The organism is Hymenobacter sp. BT559, from assembly GCF_016427535.1.
Lineage (GTDB): Bacteria > Bacteroidota > Bacteroidia > Cytophagales > Hymenobacteraceae > Hymenobacter.
This window is the reverse complement of the sequence record NZ_JAELXV010000003.1, coordinates 43549-66383: the sequence shown is the minus strand read 5'-3', so window position 1 is coordinate 66383 and position 22835 is coordinate 43549. Positions and strand designations below refer to the sequence as shown.

Annotated in this window: 12 protein-coding genes and 1 riboswitch; of the genes, 5 read left to right on the top strand and 7 right to left on the bottom strand. The window is 60.9% G+C overall.

The annotated features are described in order from the left end of the window. Positions 1 to 229 precede the first annotated feature (229 nt). From JAO77_RS11100 to JAO77_RS11090, 3 genes are all read right to left on the bottom strand, one after another. Positions 230 to 1882 (bottom strand): TldD/PmbA family protein, encoded by a 1653-nt coding sequence (locus JAO77_RS11100; protein ID WP_198990457.1) that lies wholly within the window; start codon positions 1880 to 1882, stop codon positions 230 to 232. Between the two features lie 219 nt (positions 1883 to 2101). Further along, positions 2102 to 2695: a hypothetical protein gene (locus JAO77_RS11095; protein ID WP_198990456.1), complete on the bottom strand. Its 594-nt coding sequence runs from the start codon at positions 2693 to 2695 to the stop codon at positions 2102 to 2104. A gap of 66 nt (positions 2696 to 2761) precedes the next feature. Continuing rightward, complete coding sequence (locus tag JAO77_RS11090; protein ID WP_198990455.1) at positions 2762 to 3505, bottom strand: LytR/AlgR family response regulator transcription factor; 744 nt, start codon at positions 3503 to 3505, stop codon at positions 2762 to 2764. 286 nt (positions 3506 to 3791) lie between these two features. Between JAO77_RS11090 and JAO77_RS11085 the strand changes: the two genes are divergently transcribed. Continuing rightward, positions 3792 to 4286, top strand: a complete 495-nt coding sequence (locus JAO77_RS11085) for a hypothetical protein (RefSeq protein ID WP_198990454.1) — start codon at positions 3792 to 3794, stop codon at positions 4284 to 4286. Here the strand turns inward: JAO77_RS11085 and JAO77_RS11080 are convergent. Continuing rightward, positions 4272 to 5330, bottom strand: coding sequence for a sensor histidine kinase (locus JAO77_RS11080; RefSeq protein WP_198990453.1), 1059 nt, complete (start codon positions 5328 to 5330; stop codon positions 4272 to 4274). The genes JAO77_RS11085 and JAO77_RS11080 overlap by 15 nt on opposite strands. 199 nt (positions 5331 to 5529) lie before the next feature. On the opposite strand from JAO77_RS11080, the gene JAO77_RS11075 reads away from it, so the two are divergent. Next, positions 5530 to 6435, top strand: coding sequence for a DUF5694 domain-containing protein (locus JAO77_RS11075; protein ID WP_198990452.1), 906 nt, complete (start codon positions 5530 to 5532; stop codon positions 6433 to 6435). A 139-nt stretch (positions 6436 to 6574) separates the two neighbouring features. Here the strand turns inward: JAO77_RS11075 and JAO77_RS11070 are convergent, their stop codons facing one another. From JAO77_RS11070 to JAO77_RS11060, 3 genes are all read right to left on the bottom strand, one after another. Then, positions 6575 to 9913 (bottom strand): S41 family peptidase, encoded by a 3339-nt coding sequence (locus JAO77_RS11070; protein ID WP_198990451.1) that lies wholly within the window; start codon positions 9911 to 9913, stop codon positions 6575 to 6577. Positions 9914 to 10032: 119 nt separating this feature from the next. Then, complete coding sequence (locus JAO77_RS11065) at positions 10033 to 10776, bottom strand: DUF434 domain-containing protein (protein ID WP_198990450.1); 744 nt, start codon at positions 10774 to 10776, stop codon at positions 10033 to 10035. 183 nt (positions 10777 to 10959) lie between these two features. After that, positions 10960 to 15663 carry a DUF8693 domain-containing protein gene (locus tag JAO77_RS11060; protein WP_198990449.1) on the bottom strand — a complete coding sequence of 1568 codons (4704 nt, stop codon included), beginning with the start codon at positions 15661 to 15663 and terminating at the stop codon, positions 10960 to 10962. 261 nt (positions 15664 to 15924) lie between these two features. Here JAO77_RS11060 and JAO77_RS11055 point away from each other — a divergent pair, with 261 nt between their 5' ends. From JAO77_RS11055 to metH, 3 genes are all read left to right on the top strand, one after another. After that, the gene (locus JAO77_RS11055) at positions 15925 to 17196 is read left to right on the top strand and encodes an OmpP1/FadL family transporter (protein ID WP_198990448.1); all 1272 of its coding nucleotides are present in this window, start codon (positions 15925 to 15927) and stop codon (positions 17194 to 17196) included. Positions 17197 to 17226: 30 nt separating this feature from the next. Continuing rightward, positions 17227 to 18717, top strand: coding sequence for an SGNH/GDSL hydrolase family protein (locus tag JAO77_RS11050; RefSeq protein ID WP_198990447.1), 1491 nt, complete (start codon positions 17227 to 17229; stop codon positions 18715 to 18717). A 135-nt stretch (positions 18718 to 18852) separates the two neighbouring features. After that, positions 18853 to 18962: riboswitch (SAM riboswitch) on the top strand. A gap of 77 nt (positions 18963 to 19039) precedes the next feature. Next, positions 19040 to 22792 (top strand): methionine synthase, encoded by a 3753-nt coding sequence (gene metH / locus JAO77_RS11045; protein ID WP_198990446.1) that lies wholly within the window; start codon positions 19040 to 19042, stop codon positions 22790 to 22792. Positions 22793 to 22835: the final 43 nt, after the last annotated feature.

Genomic DNA, 22835 nt, shown 5'->3' with positions numbered 1-22835 from the left:
AGGTGGGGCAAGATGGGGATTTTTTCTTGAAAAAGGACTAACCTTCCAGTGGGAAGTTGCGTAGCGCGTGGTTCTTTTTTCGAAACGGCTATTCCGCTAGCGCATGACCCCACCCCCGACCCCTCCCCTCCGGGAGAGGGGAGCCTGACGACATTTGACGTGAGCGAGCGTGTGGCTCCCCTCTCCCGGAGGGGAGGGGTCGGGGGTGGGGTCTTACGCCAGAAAAGCCCTACCCCAACTTGCGGGCCGTATTAATCACATTCACGCCGTTGAAGCGGGTAGTGGCAGAGCCATGGCTTACGGCCGAGCTTTGAGAGGGCTGGCCTTTACCATCGTTGAAGGTGCCGAAGAGCCGGTATTCCGACGCGTCGCACACCGCCGCGCAGGAGTTCCAGAACTCTTGCGTATTGGCTTGGTAGGCCACATCGTCGAGCATGCCCGTGATTTTACCTTTCTCGATGGCATAGAACACTTGGCCGCCAAACTGAAAGTTGTAGCGCTGCTGGTCAATGGAATAAGAGCCGCGGCCGGCAATGTAAATACCCTTGTCTACCTGACTGATGAGCTGGTCGGCGCTGAGCTTGGCGGTGCCGGGGCGCAAGCTCACGTTGGGCATGCGCTGAAACTGCACCGAACTCCAGGAGTCGGCGTAGCAGCAGCCATCCGATTCGGTCTGGCCTACGATGTGGGCCTGGTCGCGAATCTTCTCGTAGTTCACGAGCTTGCCTTGGTCGATGAGGGTCCACTCCTTGCACTTCACGCCCTCATCGTCGTAGCCCACGGCACCTAGGGAGCCGGGCTGGAGCTTGTCGGCCACAATGTTGACTTGCTTCGAGCCGTACGGAATGTTCTTCGCCTTCCACTCCAGCGTAGCGAAGCTGGTGCCAGCGAAGTTGGACTCGTAGCCCAGCACGCGGTCGAGCTCTAGCGCGTGGCCGATGCTTTCGTGAATGGTGAGCCCTAGGTGGTTGGGCTCCAGCACCAAGTCATACTTGCCGGGCGCTACCGACTGCGCCGTGAGCTTGGCCTTGGCTTGGCGAGCGGCCAAAGCGGCATCTTCCAAGATGTCGTAGCTGTTGCGGTAGCCGATGAGGCCGGTGCCCGCCGGGCCCGCCACCTTGTCTACAGCCTGGGGCGAGAGGTATTCATACCCTAGGCCCATGGGCGCGCTCAGCGCGTCGCGGGTCTTGAACTTGCCGCTGGCCCGGTCGATGGCCGTGACCGAAAACGTGGGCCAGATGCGGTGCACGTCTTGGTCAATGTACGAGCCGTCGGTGCTGGCAAAGTACTTCTGCTCATTGATTTGGAACAGCGACGAATTAACGAAGTTGGCGCCATTCTCGGTGGCTTTAGCATTGGCTGCTAGCAGCAGCTCTACCTTCTGGGCTACTGGTACTTCGAAGGCATTCGTTTTAATAGGCGTCTTCCAGCTCACGTCGCCGTAGCCGCGCTGGGCGGCCAGCTTCACGGGCTCCTTCTGGGTTTTGGCGTTGGCCTTAGCCATGGCTACTGCTAGCTGGGCGGCCTTGGCTAGACCCTTGTCCGACACGTCGTTGGTAGAGGCAAAGCCCCAACTGCCGTTGGCAATGACGCGCACGCCGGCCCCGAAGCTTTCGCCGTTGGCGATGTTCTGCACCTGCTTTTCGCGGGTGAAAATGCTCTGGTTGAGGTAACGCCCGATACGGACGTCGGCGTAGCTGGCGCCGGCCCCTTTGGCCGTATTGAGGGCCGCGTCGGCAAAGCGCTTTTTCTGCAACACATCGAGGCCCGGCTCTAGCAGGCGGGCGGCATCAACCGGATTACTAGCCAGGCTAGGGAAGCCGGGTAAAAACATGGCCCCGGTGGCTAAACCAGTGAGGCCGACGAAGTCGCGTCGTTTCAAAGCAGCAGATTAAATTATGTCAAGGTGAAATGCAGTCGGTAAGATGGCAGCTTTTTCACAAAAAAGACATAGTGCCCTGCACCAAGTTGCAGCCCTTAAGTAGGTAACTTTTTAAAACCAAGCGGCCAGAAGGACGCAGCAACTAGCTGCCGCACTCTTCTGGCCTCAACCCAACTATTGCCCTAGGTCTCATAATTAGGTAAGTGAGACGTGAGGCAGCTACTCTATGTCCTGCACCGGCGCATTCGTAAAAGTGCCCTGTAAACTCAGGTTGCAACGGCGCGGAATATCAGTGCTGTATAAGGCGAAGGGGTCCGACGCGTTGGGTACATTGACTTCAAAACGGCCACTTACCAAGCGGTGCTTTGCATCATACGCGGTGACAATTAAGGAACCAGTTGGACTATAAATAAGCCTATCGTAGACCCAGTTACTTGACCCTCGCCGGTCTGTTATTTCGATTCGGTACGCAAAGTCCACATCGGGGCCGTCATCCTGCTTAGTCTTAAACGTATACGTGCCAACCAGATTGGCCGGTAGCTTGGCGCGCACAAAGCTGAAGCTAATAGCTTCGCGATTGGGCGGACGCTGTACAAATACGGTGAAGTAATTGGCGTTTTGCTGAGCGAAAGCCTTGAGGACAGGCGCTTTAAAGGTAGAATCTAGCCGGCTCGGGCTAGCCGTGTCTGAATAAGTGACGGTACGGCTATAGGTGGCTTCGGGAGCTGGGGCGGGTGCCTCGTCGCGGCTACATCCAGCTAGCAGCCCTAGGGCCAGGCCTAAGTAGGGGAGGAGCGCAGTAGTTGTTCTCATCAAAAGCAAAATGAGGGACGGATGAAGTCAGAAGATGTCAATTATAAGACCAGCGTTGCAGGGCACCTAGCCCTTTTCTCGAATTAGCTTAAAGAAGTCTTCTCGATATGTCTCGCCCACCGTGATGCTTTCGGTACCCACGAGCAGCGTGTTACCCTCCACCATGCGCAGGTGGTCGAGCGAGATGATAAACGACTTGTGCACCCGCACGAAGGGCGGCTGTGGCAATTGCGCCTCTAGGTCGCGCAGGGTTTGGTAGGTGACTACGCGCTGACCGGGTACGTGGATAGAAACGTAGTTCTTGAGCCCTTGAATGTACAGAATATCAGCGTAGTTGAGCTTGAGATATTTGTTCTTACTCTCGCCCTTCACAAAGAGGTAGTCGGCGCTGGTCGTGACCAGCGGCGGGCTTGCCACCGGGGCCGGGGGCAGGGCGGGCGTCACGGGCGCGGGAGCCGGAAATAGCGCCTGCGCCTTCTGCACGGCCCGCAAAAACCGGTCGAAGGCAATGGGCTTGAGCAGGTAGTCTACCACATCGTGCTCATAGCCGTCGAGGGCATACTCGGGGTAGGCGGTAGTAAGCACGACCTTGCAGCGGGTACCACAAATCTTGAGGAACTGTAGGCCCGTGAGCTCGGGCATCTGAATGTCGAGAAACACCAGGTCGGCGCGGCCCTCTTGCACCCACTGCAAGGCTTCGAGCGGGTTAATAGTGGTGCCAACCAATTCTAAGGTCGGAATCTTCTGGATGTAGCTGGCAAGCAGCCGGGTAGCAAACGCCTCGTCGTCAACGGCAATGCAGCGGAGCATAGAATAGAAAGTAGAGAAAGTGGAAATGTAGCCTCAAAAGCGCAGGCTGCTAGGCAAAATGGCGGGCCAGCGCTCAAAAGCGAGGCGCGGGCCTATACTTTTCAAAGAATTACAGTTAAGTTTGCTAAGGGCGCTCCTAGGTCGTTGCCACGGCCTAATGCGGGCTCTCAATGAAGCAGCGGTTTTCGGGCTGCGCTGCGCTACTTACCCTAGGTCGGTGCTGGCTGAGTAATTCTTTGCCAGTCTATTCGGCTAATTCTCCTTTCCCACCCAACCTGCTCTCTGAATGCGTTTTACTCGTTTACTCACTATCGTGGCCGGCGGCTTGCTGGCTATGAATAATAGCTGCAAAAAAGAGGACGATACGGTGCCCTGCCCAGGCCCTAGTCCGGTGGAGACGGCCCAAGTACCCGGCTTGCAAGCGCACATCACCGAGCCCATCCCCAACGTGGGGCAGTCCAACCACTATATCGTCAACTCCATCAGTGAGTACCGCGAACTATTCGACTGCGCGCCGCCGACCATGGTTAACTTCATGACCCACACGCTGCTGGCTGGCAAAACAAAAACCGCTACCGCTACCCGCGTGCTAGCCCAGGAGGTAATGCAAACCTGCACTGGCTATACCTACACCGTGAAGCTGGAGGCGGCCAGCGGCCACAAGGCTGCCAGTGTGGTGTACTACGTGGTAGTGCCCAAAATTCTGCCGACGGCCAAGGTTGATTTCGACGTGCAGTTGCCGGCCCTCGATAGCAAGGCGCTGAGCCTAGGCACCGAGTAACAGCGTAAGCTCGGTGCGGTAGGTGTGGCCATCGTCGTGCACCTGCAGGGTGTGGCGGCCGGGGTAGAGCAGCGCCAGCCGCCGCCGGATATTGGGCAGCCCCACGCCGGTAGTAGCATCCTTGTGATGCTGGTTAATGCGGTTTTCGACGCTGAAATTTAGCTGATTAGGCGCCGGCAGGTGCAGCCGGATGCGCACCGGGTGCGCTGCTTGGTTTACGACGCCGTGCTTGAGGGCATTCTCCACAAATGGGATGAGCAGCAGCGTGGCCACGCGCTGCCCGCCCACTGGCTGGCCGGTTTGAAGAAACTCGACGTGGAAATTTTCCTCGAAGCGTAGCTGGTGAATGGCGAGGTAGTTCTGTACGTACTCCACCTCGCGGCCTAGGTTTATCTGGCCATCGGGACTATCGTGCAACAGATAGCGCATGAGGTCGGAGAGGCGCAGCACGGCCTCGGCCAGCGGCTCCGACACGGGGTAGGCCTGGGCGTAGAGGTAGTTGAGGGTATTATAAAGGAAGTGCGGGTTTATCTGGGTGCGCAAAAAGGCTAGCTCGGCCTGGGTTTTCTCCTGCTCCAGCACTTGCAGCAGCAGCTGGTTTTCGCGCTCCTTTTCGCGCACAAAGGCATCGCGCACTACCACAACGGCGGCGGCCAGCCCTACCGTGGGCGGCAGGTAGTAGAGGTTGTCGCCGATATAAGGGAGCAGCGGCACGCCCGGATAGTAATTGCGGAAGCCGAACAGCAGCGGCAGTACTACCTCTTGCAATAGGTAGCGGCTGCCCGCAAATATCAGCGGCGTGCCTAGCAGCCCTAGCGCCAGCACCGGCCAGCCGCCCCGCCGTAGTCCCCGCGGAAACACGAACAGGAAGCAGTAATAAAACAAGCTCATTAAGCTGAGCTCGAACGTGAATTGCAGTAGCAATTGCTGGCCCAGGCCCTGCTTGTCGCTCTTGCTGTGCGTAGCCACAATGGCTACTAAATCGGAGCCGATAACCAGCGCCCAGCCGAGCACTTGGTAGAGAAGAAGGCGCTGGCGGTTCATGGCTTAAAAGTACCGGCCTAGGTAGCACCCGTCGCCATTTATTATCCCAAAGCCGCCCAGGCGAAAGTCAACGCCCGCTGGGGCCGGACGACCGCCCCACGCCAGTTGGAATAAGATTCAGCCGGGTTGGGATAATAAAATTTCGGGCGCCAGGTGGGCCGGGCACCTTTGCGACATCACTTTCAAACACTGCACTGCCATGTCGCTCGCCACCTGCTTCCGCTCCCTGCTCGCCCTAGGGCTCCTTGCCGCCGCTCGCCCTGCCGCTGCCCAAACGGCCGCTCCGCTCAACACTAAAATCAAGGTCTACCTGGTGGGTACGTTCCACTTCAACTCGTCGGACGGCGATGTTATCAAAGGCACCAAGGTGGACATGAGCACGCCCGATAAGCAGCGCGAGCTCGACGAGCTAGTGAGCAAGCTCCAGAAAACGCAGGCCGATAAAGTCTTTGTGGAGTGGAAGCAGGAGTACCGCCAGCGCTTTGTGGATAGCACCTACGCGCTCTACCGCAAGGGCCAACGCGAGGTAGGCAACCAGCGTGACAATAACAACGAGGTAGTGCAAATAGGCTACCGCTTGGCCAAAAAGCTGAACCGCCCCAAAGTTTACTGCGCCGATGCCGACGGCGTATTCGACTACGGCGCTGCCTTAGACTATGCCAAGAGCCACGGACAGGAGCCGATTTTGAAAGGCTTTAGTGGCCCAGCGCAGGCCGGCGACAGCGTAGGCCTACTGATAGAGAAGCGAGTGAAGGCTATTGAGGCCGCCCGGCCCGCCGTGCCCAAGCGCCCCATGAACAATATGCTCAACCTCTTCAAGGTGCTGAACTCACCGGAAGTAAACCAAGCCAATATGGATGGCTACTTGCTCACCGACGCCCGCGTAGGTGGCGGCACCAACTACGCCGGTGCTGACCTAGGCGGCGATTACTTCAAGCGCAACGTGCGCATTTACACCAACTTGCTGCGCGCCGTGGATGTGCAGCGCGACAAGTCAATTGTACTCATCATTGGCCAGGGACATGTGTCTTTACTCAAGTCGATTCTGCGCTACAATTCGCTTTTTGAAGTAGCCGAGATACTGCCGCTGCTAGAGGCAAAGTAAGAGATTAAAGACGACAAAAAACCGGCTGTCATGCTGACGAAGGAAGCATCTTATCACGTAAGGTTCTAACCTGATAAGATGCTTCCTTCGTCAGCATGACAGCCGGTTTAGACGGGCCATTTTATGACTGCATTATAGGTTACTTACCCAGCTGGCCCAGCAGCTCCTTCACGGCGGTGTCGAGTTGCACGTCGTGGTCGGTATAGCTCTCGCCGATGGGGCGCGTCACGGGTATGTCCACGGGGCGGGGGTTCATTTCCATTACTTTGCCGTCGCGGGTCGAGCGGATGGTGCTGGTGGGCAGGCGCAGACTAGAACCATCGAGCAGGGTGGTACCCGAGGTGAAAATAATCCAGCCGCCGGTGGGCTCGCCCACTATTTTGCCGAGCTTGGAGGCGCGGTAGCCTTCGCTAAAGTCCTCAGCATCAGAGAGCGAGTGCTGGTTGGTGACGAGTACCGTCGGAATTTCGAGGCTGCGCTGACCTAGGGCGCTGCGGGCGGGCACCGGGGTAGGCGTGCCGCGGTCGGCCATGGTGAGGTAGCTGCGGCGGGCCAGCACGTCGATGGCGTACACGTTTACGAAGCCGCCGTTGTTGTTGCGCACGTCTACTACCACGCCGTCACGGCTCATGTTTTCGGCGTCGAGGTCGAGGTAGAGCTGTGAGAGCGAGGCGGCCGACATATCAAACATGTGCACGTAACCGAGCTTGCCGCCGCTGGCTTTGGCCACGTAGGCGCGGCGCTCCTCTACCCACTGGCGGTAGTCGAGGGCCTTTTCGGTGTCGCGGCTGAGGGGGCGCACCACTACCTCGCGCTCCTTATTATCGGAGGAAACGCGGAGCGTGGTGCGGCGGCCCACCTTGTATTGCAGCACCTCGTCGAGGTTGGTGCTGCCGTTGATGGGGCGGCCATCCACGGCCAGCAGCACGTCGCCGGGCTTGAGGCCGGCCAGCGCGCCGGCCCCTAGGGGCAGCACGGTGGTTACGCGCAGGCGACCTTTTTGCTCGTATTCGGCGGGGGCGAAGCGCACTCCTAGGCGGCCGGTGGAGGGCGGTACCGTGCCGGGGCTGTTGGCGGCTGGGCCCATGCCCGAGTGCGAGGCGTTGAGCTCGCCAATCATGAGGTTGGTGAGGCGGCGGGCTTCGTCGGGGGTGCGGGCGCCGGCGATGTAGGGCGCAAACCGGTCGTGCTGGGCTGGCCAGTCGGCGCCGTTGAAGGTGGGGTCGTTGAAGAAGTCGCGCAGGTAGGCCCAGGCTTCGTCGAAGACTACCATTTTCTCCTGCTCGAAGTCCACATCGAGCTCGGCGGCTACGAACACGCTGCGCGAGGCACCCTTGCCTGCCTCCACCGGCACTACCTGAATGCGGCCTTGGTCGAGGAAATACACCTCCTTGCTGTCGGGCGAAAACTGGGCCTCGCGCTTAGCGCCCGAGGTAGAGGTAATCTGTCGGGCCGTGGCGGGGTCCTTGCTCAGCTCATCGAGCGGGTAAATGTACAAGTTGGTCTGATTCAAGACGCTGCCTGTGAGTAGCAGCCACTTGCCATCGGGGCTAATGGTTTGGGCACGTACATCGATGCCTACCGGCACCAAGCTCAGGCGCCGCCGAATATCCTCGAAGTTGATAGTGACCGGCGGCTTGGCCGCTGTAGCGGTAGCAGCGGTATCAGCCCCCTTTTTGCCTTTGCTCGACTTTTTGGTTTTAGCCGTGGCGCGCGTTTTGGCGCGGGCCGAGTCGGCGGCGGCTACGGGCAGCGGCGCTGGTGTAGCTGGGGAATTAGGTTTCTGCGGCGGGTTCTGGTTTTTGTCGGGCGACACCGGGCCGGGCGTCGTCTCCTTGAACAAGTCGCGGAACTGGTCTTCGCGGAAGCGCGGCGTGCGCAGCTGCAAATCCACGCGGGCTACCTCGGCGTCTTCGGTGCGCTGGCCGGTGTCGAAGAGCAGGTACTTGCCATCGGGGCTCCACGAAAGCGTGTTGCTGTTGGAGTTGGCCAGGAAGCTCACCGGCCGGGCCGCGCCGCCCGCGGCGGGCACTACCTGCACATTGGTAAAGCCGCGAGCGCCGGCCGGCGCGAAGGCCAGCCACTTACCATCGGGGCTCCATACGGCCGAGCGCTCGGCGGCCAGCGGCGGCCGGTCGAGGCGACCTGTGCCCACCACGCGCTCCTGGTTGCTGCCTAGGTCGAGTACGCGCAGCTCCTTGGCATCGCGCTGAAACGCCAGCAGCTTGCCGTCGGGCGAGAAGCGCGGGGCGGCGTCGTTGGTGGCCGCGTTGGTGAGCCGCGTTTCTTTGCCGGTGGCGAAAGTGTAGCTGTACAAGTGCTTGGCACCGTCGCGGGCCGACACGTACACCAGCCGGCGGCTGTCGGGCGCCCAGGCTAGGTCGCTTTCGGCGGCGGTGGTCACCGAGAGACGGGTGGCGTCGCCACCATCGGCGGCCGAGGCGGCAAACACCTCACCGTGCACGATGAAGGCTACCTTCTTGCCATCGGGCGAGAGCGCCATCTCTTGCAAGCGGTCGGTGAAGCGCTGGCGCTCCACGGTAGGGCTGGCCGGCGCCCCGCGCCGCCGAATGGCTACCTGCTTTGCTTGGCCACTCTGGGTGTCCAAGGTCCAGATGCTGAAGTCGCGTTCGAAGACAATGAGCTTGCCATCGTAGGAAGCGCTGGGCCACAGCACCCGGCCATCCTTAAAGTTGGTGACTTGCTGGGGCGTGCCTTTGGTGAGGCCGGTGGTCCAGATGTTTTCGGGGCCGCCCTGGTCGCTGGTGTAAAATAGCTTTTGGCCGCCCGGCCCCCACATGGGCCACAGCGCCTTGGCCCCACCGCTGGTGAGGCTGGTGTACCTAGGGCCGCTTTTGTCGTCCTGCCGCAGCAAGATTTCGGACTCGTCGAGGTGGCTGTGGCCGTGGCGCCACCACTGGTTGGAGGCGATGCCGCGGGCGGCCAGGGCCAGCGTTTTGCCATCGGGACTGGGCGCGGCAAAAAACTCGTTGGCGTAGCGGTCGGCCGATACGGCGGTGGGCGTGCCGCCGCCCACCGGCACGCGGTAGATGTCGTTCATGCCCGCGATGTCGCGGCTGGTCGAGGAAAAGTAGAGGTACTTGCCATCGGCCGACCACGCGTCGAGCTGGTCGAGGCCGTCGTCGAAGGTGAGGCGCTTGAGCTCGCCGCTCTCAAAATTGAGCAGGTAGATATCGCCGTTGCCGCTGCGCGTGGAGGTGAAAGCCAGCGTTTTGCCATCGGGCGAGTACAGCGGGCGGCTTTCGGTGGCGGGGTGGGCCACCAGCAGCCGGGCCTCGCCGCCCGCCACCGGCACCGTCCACACATCGCCGCCCGATACGAAGGCGATTTCCTGGCGGTCGGGCGATACGGCGGGCTCCGAGAAATAGGGCGTAGCCACGGGTGGCGCAGCCACCACGGGCACGGCCGCCAGCAGCGGCAAAGCTAGGACGGGCTTTAGTAAAGGTTTAAGACGCATAAATTTTCATAAAAGACTAGGGAGAAAGGTCGGTAACTAAGTCGCCGCGCTGCATCAGGAACCTAGGAAACTAGATTGGAATCCGTGAAGCTAACTTAGGCTCCCAAACCCATCCCTCACTAGCCGGCGTCGGTCTCTTCGTCCTCTTTGCTTAAATCGAGCAGCCAACGCGGCGGGGTAGCTGCCAGTGCTAGCGCCGTAAGATTGAGCCAAGCACCGGCGCGGTCGAGCACAACCGAATCGGAGGTGACGACCACGTCGGTAGTTTCGGATAGCTCCCGGTCGGGGTTCATCACTACTTCGGCCGTCCAGGGCAGACCTAGGGCCGGCCCCAACTCGCGCAGGCGCGCCGCCAGTCGGCCACTGTTCGAAACGGGCTGGTCGAGCAGCCACCGCACCGGGCCGGGGCTAAGCGCAAGCAGCGCGCTAGCGGCCAACTGAATGGCCCGGTCAGTTTCCTGCACCGCCCGATAGGTGCCATGAATGCTCGACAAGTCGCGCGGGGCCCCATCTCGGCCCCGCAGCACGACGCCGCCACTCAAAGCAGTTTCGAGAGTGATGAGTAGGTTGAAGCCATCGATAGATACGGGCCGGCCACCTAGGTCGGTGGGTGGCAGTTGCTTGGCTGCCCGGCCGGTGCGTAGCTCGTCGGGGCAGGCGGCGCGGCCCACGGCCCAGCGCTGGCGCTCGGTGAGGGCGTAGCGGTCGCCCACTAGCTTCAGGGTGGCGCTGGGCGGGTACCCGCGCGTGAGCAGCCACGACAGCTCGGCGGTAGCGCGGCGCAGCACCGGCACCCACTTGGGCGCAAACAGCTGGTCATCGGCGGGGTGCGGGCCACGGTGGCGCGTATCAGCGGGGCGCATAAGCAAGGGGAGAACGTAAGCCGCGGCAAGTTGCGTAGCAATGTGCAAGATTTCCTAGGTAGCGTTCTAAACTAAAAAACGCCCGCTGGCCGAGCCAACGAGCGTTTTAAGAGAAGAAACCAGCAACGGGCTAGTTTCTAGGTGCCGCTGCGCGCCAGCCAGAAGGCTAATCGGCGCGCTACGTTAGTTGATGGTGAGGCGACGGGTAGCCTGCTCGCTACCAGCTTGCACGCGCACCAGGTACACGCCGGCTGGTAGGCCATCGAGCTTTAGCGTAGTAGCACCACCCACCACGAGCGCTTGCTCGCGCACTAGGCGGCCTAGGGCGTCGAGCACACGCACTTGGCCAGCACCCGTGCCGGTGGGCACGAGCAGCGTAGTCTGGCCATTCTGGGTGGGGTTGGGGTACAGCGCTAGCTCGGTTTGCAGCGGGTTGGCAGTGGCCAGCGGGCTGTCTACGCCATTGAGACGCAGCCAGAAGCGGCCATCGGTTTGCTCGCCAGCGGCTACCGTGAAGCTGTAGGTGCTGCCCACGGCGGTCAGCGGGGTGCGCTGGCCGGTTTTGGTGTCTTCCAGCACGGGTTGGGTGCCAGCGGGCAGGTTCAGCAGTTCGGCAGCGGTGAGCGAGTAGGTGCCAGCAGCCGGGACCTGCACGCGCAGGGCCACGCGGCCAGTCAGCGTAGCCAGGCCCTGGATGCTCAACGGCTGGCCGGTGCTGGTGAGTGCGGCGAGGTTCAGGCCAGTGGCATTGGGAAGCTTGGCGGCGTCTTGCTGCACGTCGAAGCCAGCAGTGGCGCCGCTTTCAGCATATACATACAATGGGTCGGCGCTGCCGCTGGCGGTACCTAGGGTTAGGTTCAGCAGGGGGCGGGTTTCGCCGGTAGTGCGCTGCACGCTCACTTGGGTAGCGTAGCTGGTCACGCGCTGGCTGTTGTGTAACGCGAGGGTGGCACTGGTCTGGTTTTCGGCTACCCGCACGAAGAAGCCTTGGCCAACCGGCAGCACGGGAGTACCGATTTTATTGACGTAGCTACGGTAGGTATTGGCGTACTGGCCGGTGCTCTGGCTCACGTACACGGCCGCTTCGAGGCCGGGGCGGTCGGTAGGCATTACCTGGCTCCAATCGAGGGAAGCGGGATAGGGGTTGCCCAGCAGCTGCCAGCCGCCGTCGGCGGTTTGGTCTTGGCGCGTCAGGGTCTGGGTGTAGTCGCCATTGTTGAGGGCACCCACGAAGTCCACTACCTGCCGGGCACCTAGGTTCACGGTGTAACCTTTGCCCACTACCAGCGCGTCGCTGAGGCTAGTGGGCGAGTACCAACCTTTGTCAAAAGCCGGGGAGTTATTAGTCGCGGTTGTGAGGCGGCTTTCGTCGTAGCCGTATACGGTGGGGTAGGGCTGCACCGAGCCGGGCATGGCGCTACCGTTATACGCTGAGTTCACAACAGGCGTGAAGCTGGCGGTAGCAAGGTCGGCTACAGTCGAGCCGCTCACCGGCGCCGACAACTGGCGGTAGCCTAGGCCGCCATTGAGGCTGCCATCGAGGTAGCGTTGCACGGCGGCAGTAGCACCTTGCACGGTGCCAGTACCACTGTTCACGACGAGGGCCGTGCCCGCGGCGTCCGAGCGTAGCGTCAGGGCCTGGTTGTTCAGCAGCACGTTGCCACTGCTAGCCACGGTCAGGGTTTGCGCCACGGTTAGGGGCTGGCTCAGGGTGAGGTTGCTGGCGTTGGTGGTCGTCAGCTCGCGCACTTGGCTAGGTAGGCCTAGGCCTGTTACCTGGGCCGCTGTGCCATTGTAGACGTAGTTGGCAGCCGTTGAGAATGAGCGCGTGCCCGTAACCTGAATGGCACCAGTGCTGCCCGTGGTGGTAATACCCGCGGCGTCGCAGATGCCCAGTGTACCGCCATCGGCCACCGTGAAGGTGCCGGGGCCGGTCAGGGGCTGGCAATCGGTATCGAGGCGGCCACCGCCTTGCACGGTCAGCGACGTATTAACTGCTACCGGAGCCTGTACCCGGGCCGAGCCAGTACCCGTAACGGTGATGCTGTTATAAATGCCATTAAGCACCAGCTGGTTGGGGGTGCTGATAACCAGGTCAGGCGTTGAAAACGAGTAGCGCGTGAACACCGGGTAGTGGTCGGTGGTAGTGGTGGCGTAGCTCTCAATCTGGCTGGCGATATCGGTGCGCACGGCGGCCGAGCCCGGTAGGTAATAGGCGGCTAGCTCGTTAGAAGCGATGCTATTGTCGATGACCGTTGGGTAGCCAGCCGTCGATTGGGCGCCCGCGTTGGCCAGGGCCAGCGTCAGGGGCACGTAGCCAGCGGCATCGTTCAGGAAGGAGCTGTACGAGCTCACGGCCGGCGATACGCCCGTGGCGATGGTGCCATTGAGCACGTCGTTGTAGTCGCCCGCGATGAGGATGTTGTCGTTCGGGTAATTGGCGTCTAGGTAGGCTTTCAGCAGGTCGGCACCTACTTTGCGGCGCTGGTAGTCGTTGGCCGACGTGGCAGTGCTGTTAGCCTTGGCGTGAATGTCGATGAACCGCACCTGCTTGGCTACCCCGTTTAGGGTCACCGTGGCGGTCATCATGTATGGGAAGCGGCCACCAGCCCAGGCGTTGTAAGCGGGGCAGTTGTCGGTTTCGTTGCATCGCAGTAGGCCCTGGAACGTGGGATTGGTCACCACGGCCGTGTTGTAGACGAAGGCCAACTTCTGGGCGCTGGCGTAGTCAGCGGCGTCGGTGGTGGGGTCGTCGGCATAAGAGCCAAAATCCGAGGCCTGGTAGCCGTAGGTAATGCCTGTGGCGGCCGACAGGTCGGCCACTACCTGCTTGAGGCGGTCAACACTCACCACTTCTTGCAGGATGAAGACGTCGGCCTGCAGGCTGGCCATCACCTTCAAGGCATTGGCTTGCTGCAGGTCTTTGTTGGTTGGGCCTACGTTGGCCGAGGGGGCCGCCCCAAACCACTCCATGTTCCAGTCCACTACTTCCAGCGAGCTGTTCAGGTCGTAGGAGTTGCCAACCAGCTGTACCGTGGCCGTAGAGGCGCCGGCCGTAGCGATGCTGACGTTGCCAGCGTAGGACAAGCCAGCCGTGAGGGGCGCAAACTTTACCTGAATGATAGTGGGGCCAGCTAGTTCGGCCGGGGTGAGGCTGATGGTGCGGGCAAACGCGCCACCAGCTTTTGCCACTTGGTAGTCGGCGGCCGACGTCGTCAGCGTCACGTTGCCCGTCAGGTTGGCCACGCTGAGGTTGAAGGTTTGAATGTTGCTGTTGCTGACCGATTGGTTACCTAGGAACAGAGTAGTCGGGTTAGCGGCCAGAGCTGGGGCCGGAGCAGCATTGCCGTTGGTAACGGCAATATCATCGACCGTCCAGCGCGAGGCGCCAGTGCTGGGACCCGAGGTGTATACCAAAGCCACGTATACTTTGGGTGCTTTGAAGGCGCTCAGGTCGAGGCCACCTACCTGCGTCCAAACATCGGAGCCAGCCGTGGGCAGAATCGCGCTAATCGTCGTCCAGGTAGCGAGGCTAGGGTCGCCGCTGCCCGTGTAGTTGGTCGAAACGCGCACGGCCAGGCTCGGGCCCGTAAACGCCGAGCGCGCCCAGAACGTGAGAGACGGAAAGTTGGTAGCACTCAGGTTCAGGCTGGGCGAGATGAGCCAGTCTTGGTTTTCGACGTTGCTGCCGTTAGCAAAACCGTTGATTTGCACCCCGTAAGGCGCGGAAGCCGTGGGCGAGTTCGTGGCTTTGTTGCGACCAAAGGTGGTGCAAGTCCAGGTTTGGGCACCGGCCACGCTGTATTGCAGCCAGCCATCGGAGAGGTCGGCAGTGCCGGTGCAGGCATCGAAGCTAAAGCTGGTCTGGTTAGGGTCGTAGCCAGCGCCGCTCAGCACCACCGTGGCCGATGCCGTGCCGCTGCTGTGGCTGATGCGGCCCGTAACCGCGCCACCCGAGGTGGGCACAAACTGCACATACACTGTGGCAGGGGTAGCCAGCTCGGCTACCGAGTAGGTAAGCGTGGTACCATACGAGCCGCTGCTGCCATCCTTAGAGAGTACGAACGGGCCCGTGGCCGTAAGCGTGGTCGGGTCGCTGAGGTTGGCACTCGTCAGGGTGTAGGTTTTGGCGGCCGAGGTGCTGCCCACGGCCGTGCTGCCGAAGGCGAGCGGGCTAGGAGCAGCCGTAAGCTGGGCAGCCGTGGGCGCGCTCCAGCTCAGCGAGAAGTCGTCGATAGCCATGCCATCGTCGGCCCCACTAGCATTGAAGTCGTTCCAACGCACCCAAAATGTATCGCCGGCTGCTAGATTAAGCCCCGTGATGGTGCTCGTGATGGAGGCCGTCTGGGTAGGGTTAGCCACGCCCGTAGCGGCGGCAGCCGTGTTAGTGTAGCTGAGCGCAGCTACGCCCGTCCAGGTGCCGGTGCCGATAGACGTGGCATCGGTGCTGTACTGAAAGTCGAGCCGGTCGGTGCGGTTGATGGTGCCAATACGCCAGGTCTGGCCCGTGTAAGTAACGGTAATGCTGGTGAGCGTAGCCCCGGTGTTGTTGACAAAGCCGCCCCCGATAGTGGGCACAACTGAGCCGCTCTGCAGCGAGCCAAAGGCGCGGTTGGTGCTGCCACTGGCGCCGAAGCTGTAGGTATTGCCAGCCGTGCTGGAGCCAGTGCTGGTAGCGTAGGTTTGGTCGGCATTGGTGCCGGATTCTACAAAATCCCACCCTAGGGGCAGCGTGGCCTTGGTATTAGCCGTGCCAGTAGCGGCTAATTCGCTAAAATCTTGCGCGTAGGAAGTGCCAGTAAGCGGCGCCGTCGCTTGGGCATGCGCGCCCAGCGTGGCTAGCGCCAGCAAGCTAGTCCAACCCAGTTTGAGGAATGGTTTTGTCATATAGTGGAAGCTATGGGGAAATAGTAGTACAAAACTACCATATAGGTAAAGCTAGTGTTGTTAAGTTAATGTTTTGAAATGCAGTAGCGCGTGGGTGGGGCAACTCCGCACCACTGCGTTCCTAGGCCCAAATTCATTCACCGTGAGAAGGCAATAGCTTTGCAGAAAATAATGGGTGGGATATAGTAGGCGTGCCTACTGTTTTTTACAAAAAGCACAATACCTTTATTCCCATCTTTCTCACCCACCCTTACTCTACGTATGCAAGCGAAATCTTTACTCCTCGCGGGAGGAGCGCTGCTGGCGTCCGCCTCGGGCGCGCTGGCAAGCGGCTTTCAAATAGGTCTTTCGGGCCAAAAGAACATTGGCATGGGTGGCACGGGCACCGGCCTATATCTTGACCAGGCTGCCCAGTTCTACAATCCCGGCGCGTTTGCTTTTGTGGGTTACAGCAGCTTTCAGGCCGGCCTCAATATGGCCGTTCCGCGCATCACCTTCCGCCCCGAGGGCGGCGGCACTGGCCAGGAGACCCTGCAGAACAAGAACGTCTTCCCCTTCAATGGTTACGCGGGCTTTAAGGTCAACGACAAGTTTCAGGTGGGCCTAGGGGCCTACGTGCCCTTCGGCAGCGAGCTGCACTACGGCCAGGGCTGGTCGGGCCGCTATACCCTCACCGACATCAAGCTGACTTCGGTGTACGTGCAAGCCACGGCCGCCTACGCCATCACGCCGCAACTGGGCATTGGCGCCGGCCTCGTAATGCTGGCCTACGGCGACGTCGACCTGCAGCGTGACATTCCGCTGCAATCGCAGAATGGCACCACGGCCCACGCTACGCTCGCGGGCAAGGCCGACCACAAATTCGGCTACAACGTGGGTATTATGTATAAACCCAGCGATAAGCTGAGCTTCGGGGCCAGCTACCGCTCGCGCATCGACGCGCACGTGTCGGGTGGCGATGTGCGGGTGTCGGGCATTCCGGCCGCCGCGGCCAGCAGCTTCACGGCTACCAACTTCAGCGCCACACTGCCGCTGCCCGACGTGTACAACTTCGGGGTGGGCGTGCGCCCCAACGACAAGCTGACCCTAGCCTTCGACGCCAACCTCGTGCGCTGGAGCAAATACCAGGCGCTCAACTTCACCTACACCGGCGGGGTGCTGGGTGGAGCGGGCGTTACCTCCTCCAGTTCAGCGCGCAACTACAAAGACGCCGTGGCCCTGCGCCTAGGTGGCCAGTACAAGCTCACCAGCGGCCTAAGCGTGCGGGCTGGTACCTTCTATGACTTTGCCTGCGTGCGCGATGGCTATATAACGCCCGAAACCCCGGACGCCGACCGCGTGGGCCTCACGGCGGGCTTCACCTACGAGTTTAGCCAGCGCTTCGGCATCGACGGCTCGTTCCTGTTCGAAGACTTCCGCCAGCGCAGCCAGAGCCAGGCCGACCTAGTGGCCAATGGCACCACCGACCGCGTGGCCGGTACCTACAAGACGACCATCAGCGTGCCCGGCATCGGGGTATACGTCAAATTTTAAGGCCGACCTTTTTCCCACCTGCATACTCTCATGACTACTATTTCTTCTTTTGCAGTGAAGGCCTTACCCGCGCTGGCGCTGCTGAGCCTGGCCGGCTGCCAAGCCGACATCGACGCGCCCAGCACCTCGGCGGGCTCGGCCAATTTTAGCCGCTACATCGCCATTGGTAACTCGCTCACCGGCGGTACGGAAGACGGTGGCGTTTACCGCGAAGGTCAACTCAACTCCTACCCCAGCATGCTGGCGCAACAGTTTGCGCTGGCTGGTGGAGGAGCATTTAACCAGCCGCTCTTTACAGAAGCGCAGTCTAACGGCTCGGGCTACTTGCGTTTGGCCGGTTTCACGGCTACGGGCACCCCCATTACGTCTTCAGTCACTACCAATTTGGCTGTTCGGGCCGTTACGCCCACGGTAGTTTATACCAAGTACCTTGATCGGGTTGATAACCTAGGGATGGATGGTATTAAATTGGCTGATATTCAAACGGCTAACTTTGGTAATCTGAGCCCGACCAGGGCCTACAGTGACGCCAACTTCAATGCTTATTTCGAGCGCATTACGCCCGACGGCAGCAGCCAGACCTATTTTCAGCGTGTGAAAGCGGAGGTAGCTGGCACCGCCAATACGCCGGCCGCTACTTTCTTCTCGTGCTGGCTGGGCAACAACGACGTGCTAGCCTACGCCACAGGTGGTGGCGCGGTGGCTACCCGAGCTATTACCCGCACCGATACCTTTAATCTCAAGGCGGTACGCATTATCAATGCCCTCACAGCCAATGGCGCCAAGGGTATCGTGAGCAATATCCCGGATGTAGCAGGCATTCCGTTTTTCAACACGGTAGGTCCCTCGGCCCGCGCTTTGTTGGCGGCAGCTAACGTCCCGACGGCGGCGCCCTTTGTGTATACCACCGGCATCCTGGCTCCCTTGCAACCCAATACCCGCATGACTACGACGCTGGCCAGCGTGCGCAGTGCCGGGGGCAGCGAGCCGTTGCTGCTTACACTCACGGCCGCGCCCTATGTGAGCCTCTACGGCCAGCGTACCGGTAAATACTGGCGCGATTTCTACGCCCAGGCCCGGCCCGGCCTACCCGCCGTTATTCCCAACTTGTCGGTCTTCCTGGCTACCCTGCAGGTTGATACCACCCAGGCTTTCGGCGCTAGCAACGGCAACCCCTTCCCCAGCACGCTGGTGCTCGATGCTACCGAGCAAGCCAACGTGGCGGCAGCCACTACGGCCTTCAATAGCTCGCTGCAAGCCGCCGCTTCGGCCAAAGGTTTAGCGTTCTTCGATGCCTATACTTACTTCCGCTCGGTCGCGGCCAGCCCCACGGTAGTCAATGGGGTGAACAACTCGGCCGGCTTCATCACCGGCAACCTGTTTAGCCTTGACGGTGTGCACCCCACGCCTCGCGGTTATGCCTTGGTAGCTAATGAGATGATTAAGGCTATTAATGCTAAATACGGCTCGTCGGTGCCACAGGTGAACCCCACCAGCTACCGCGGCGTGCTCTTCCCCTAGGTCACTGCGGCCTCTGATTTTTCTAAAAAGCGCCTTTCCTCCTCGGGAAGGCGCTTTTTGCATCTAGCAAGCAGCCTAAGGTCAACTGGTTCAGGTTTTAGTTAAAGTGCGGCTGGCAGTTGTATCTTCGTGATGCTGCTATCCAGAAAGACTGAGGGACCAGGCCCGATGACGTCTTGGCAACCGCCCTAAGGCTGGTGCCAACTCCTGTTTGGTCAAGTGCTTACGACCAAAGAAGATATCAGCCGGAACCCGCACCGCTTGGCGCGGCTTTCTTTCTGGATAGCGGCTTTTGCCGTCGCTTTTGCTTTCCCGAAAGACTATGTCCCCAGTTGCTGCTCCCGTCGTTCCTGACCCCGCTCGTATTTCACCGCTGCCCGGCCTGCTGCGCCAGCGCCTGCTGGTGCTCGATGGCGCCATGGGCACCATGATTCAGCGTTACCCGCTGGAGGAGGAGGACTTTCGGGGCGAGCGCTTTAAAGACCACTCGCACCCGCTGCGTGGCAACAACGACCTGCTGAGCCTCACGCGGCCCGACATAATCCGGGCTATTCACGCCGAGTATTTTGCGGCCGGGGCCGACATGGTCGAAACCAATACCTTCAGCGGTACCACCATCGCGCAGGCCGACTATGCCCTCGAGCACGTAGTATACGAGCTGAACTACGAGTCGGCGCGTCTAGCCCGCGAGGTTGCCGACGAGTACAGCACGCCCGAGCAGCCGCGCTTTGTGGCCGGCGCCATTGGGCCCACCAACCGCACGGCCTCGCTTTCCCCCGATGTCAACCGCCCCGGCTACCGGGCCGTGACCTTCGATGAGCTAGCCACTGCCTACCTAGAACAAGTGCGCGGCCTCGTGGATGGTGGCGTAGACACGCTGCTTATCGAAACTATCTTCGATACCCTCAATGCCAAGGCCGCGCTCTTTGCGGTGCAGCAGTTCTTTGACGAAGGCGGCCGGCAGGTGCCCATCATGATTTCGGGCACCATCACCGACGCTTCGGGCCGCACCCTAAGCGGGCAGACGGTAGAAGCGTTCTGGAATAGCATCCGGCACCTGCCGCTGCTGAGCGTGGGCCTCAACTGCGCCCTAGGTGCCGACCAGCTCAAGGTGTACGTGCGCGAGCTAGCGCGCCTGGCCGATGTGTCAGTATCGGCCTACCCCAACGCGGGCTTGCCCAACGCCTTCGGCGGCTATGACGAAAGCGCCCAGGAATTTGCCGCGCTGGTCGAAGACTACCTCAAAGAAGGCTTGCTCAACGTGGTGGGCGGCTGCTGCGGCACAACGCCCCAGCACATTGCCGAGCTACGCCGGCTGGCCGATGCGTACCCCACGCGCGGTATCGAACAGGAAGTAGACTCGAAGGAGGCGCTAGAAGATGAGGAAAAGGCCGCTAATGCGTCCTTGACCCTGGCTGGCCTAGAGCCTTTCAATATCAAGTCCGACAGCTTGTTCGTTAATATTGGCGAGCGCTGCAACGTGACGGGTTCGCGGGCGTTTGCGCGCCTCATTCGCTCGGGCGACTACGAGGCTGCGTTGGCCGTGGCCCGCGCCCAGGCCGAAAACGGCGCCCAGGTGCTCGACGTGAACATGGACGAGGGCATGCTCGACTCGGAGGCGGCCATGACCACCTTCCTGAACCTCATTGCCTCGGAGCCCGACATCGCGCGCCTGCCTTTGATGATAGACTCGTCGAAGTGGACGGTCATTGAGGCTGGCCTGAAGTGCGTGCAGGGCAAGAGCATTGTCAACTCGATTTCGCTGAAAGAAGGCCCGGAGCGCTTCAAGCACTACGCCCGGCTGGTGCGCCAGTACGGCGCGGCGGTGGTCATCATGGCCTTTGACGAAGACGGCCAGGCCGACAGCTACGAGCGCCGCATTGAGATTTGCCAGCGCTCGTATGATATTCTGACCAAGGAAGTTGGCTTCCCGGCCGAGGACATCATCTTCGACCCCAACATCCTCACCGTCGGCACCGGCATTGAGGAGCACCGCAACTACGCGCTCGACTTTATCCGGGCCGTGAAGTGGATAAAGGAAAACCTGCCCGGCTGCCGCACCAGCGGCGGTGTGTCGAACATCAGCTTCTCGTACCGCGGCAACGACGTGGTGCGCGAGGCCATGCACGCGGCCTTCCTCTACCACGCCATCCGGGCCGGACTCGACATGGGCATCGTGAACGCCGGCCAGCTCGCCGTGTACGACGACGTGCCCAAAGACCTGCTTGAGCTCTGCGAAGACGTACTACTCAATCGCCGCGCCGACGCCACCGAGCGCCTCGTAGACTTTGCCGAAACGGTGAAGCAAAAAGGCAAGGTCGAAGTAGTGGCCGATGCCTGGCGTAGCCTGCCCGTGGCCGAGCGCTTGCAACACGCGCTGGTGCGCGGCATCACCGAGTTTATCGACCAGGACACCGAGGAGGTACGCCAGCAAGTCGGCCGCCCGCTCGACGTAATTGAAGGCCCCCTAATGTCGGGCATGAACGTGGTGGGCGACCTCTTCGGCGCCGGCAAGATGTTCCTGCCACAGGTGGTAAAATCGGCCCGCGTGATGAAGAAGGCCGTGGCCTACTTGCAGCCTTACCTCGAAGCTGAGAAAGAAGGCAACGCCCGCCAAACGGCCGGCAAGATATTGCTAGCCACCGTGAAAGGCGACGTGCACGACATCGGCAAGAACATCGTGGGTGTGGTGCTAGCCTGTAATAACTTCGAAATAGTGGACCTAGGGGTGATGGTGCCACTAGAGCGTATCCTAGACGAAGCCCAAAAGCAAGGCGCCGATATCATCGGTCTCAGCGGCCTCATCACGCCCTCGCTCGATGAGATGGTGTACGTAGCCCGCGAGATGGAAAAGCGCAAGCTGCAAGTGCCACTGCTCATTGGCGGGGCTACCACCTCACGCCTGCACACGGCCGTAAAAATCGCGCCTGCTTACTCGGGTTCGGCGGTGTACGTCAATGACGCGTCGCGCTCAGTAGGCGTGGCAGCGAGCCTCCTAGGTTCGGCTAAAGACGCCTACACGCAGACTATTAAGGACGAGTACGCCGCGCTACGCGAAGACCACGCCGGCCGCCAGCGCGACAAGAGCTACCTCACCATTGAGGCGGCCCGCGCCAACGGCTTCAAGGCTGATTGGGAAACCACGCCCATCACCAAGCCGAGCTTCCTGGGTACTAAGGTGCTCGACAACTACCCCCTAGAGGAACTGGCCCAGTACATCGACTGGACGCCCTTCTTCCACACCTGGGAGCTGAAGGGCCGCTACCCGCGCATCCTGGAAGATGCCAACCTAGGCGAAGCGGCGCGCAAGTTGTTCGAAGATGCCCAGAAGATGCTGGCCGAGGTAATCGCCAACAAGAGCCTCACGGCCCGCGCTGTGGTGGGCTTCTGGCCGGCCAATACCAAGGACTTCGACACCATCGAAATCTACGAGGATGACACCCGCCAGCAGGTGCGCGACGAGTTTTTCACGCTGCGCCAGCAGAGCGAAAAGGCGCCCGGCGTGCACAACATCGCCTTCTCCGATTACCTCGCACCTAAGGAAACCGGCCGCCAGGACTACCTAGGAGGCTTCGCCGTGACGGCCGGCATCGGTATCGAAAAGCTGATTGAGCAGTACGAAGCCGACCACGATGACTACTCGAGCATCATGATTAAGGCCATCGCCGACCGCCTGGCCGAGGCTTTTGCCGAGCGCCTACACGAGCGCGTGCGCCGAGAGTTCTGGGGCTACGACCCCGAGGAACACCTGACGGGCGAGGAACTGATTAAGGAAACGTACCGCGGCATCCGGCCCGCGCCAGGCTACCCCGGTTGCCCCGACCACACCGAGAAAATCACGCTTTTCAAGCTGTTGGATGCGGAGAAGCAAACGGGTATCATTCTCACCGAAAACCTGGCCATGTACCCCACCGCCGCCGTGAGCGGCATGTACTACGCCCACCCGGCTTCTAATTACTTTGGCCTAGGTAAGATTGGGCGCGACCAAGTGGTGGACCTGGCCGAGCGCAAGGGGATGCCGCTGGCTGAGCTAGAGCGCTGGCTGATGCCCAACCTGAATTACGACCCGCAATAGTGTACCGTGGACCCTGTGGGTCCGCGCGTGTTATCGTTTAAGA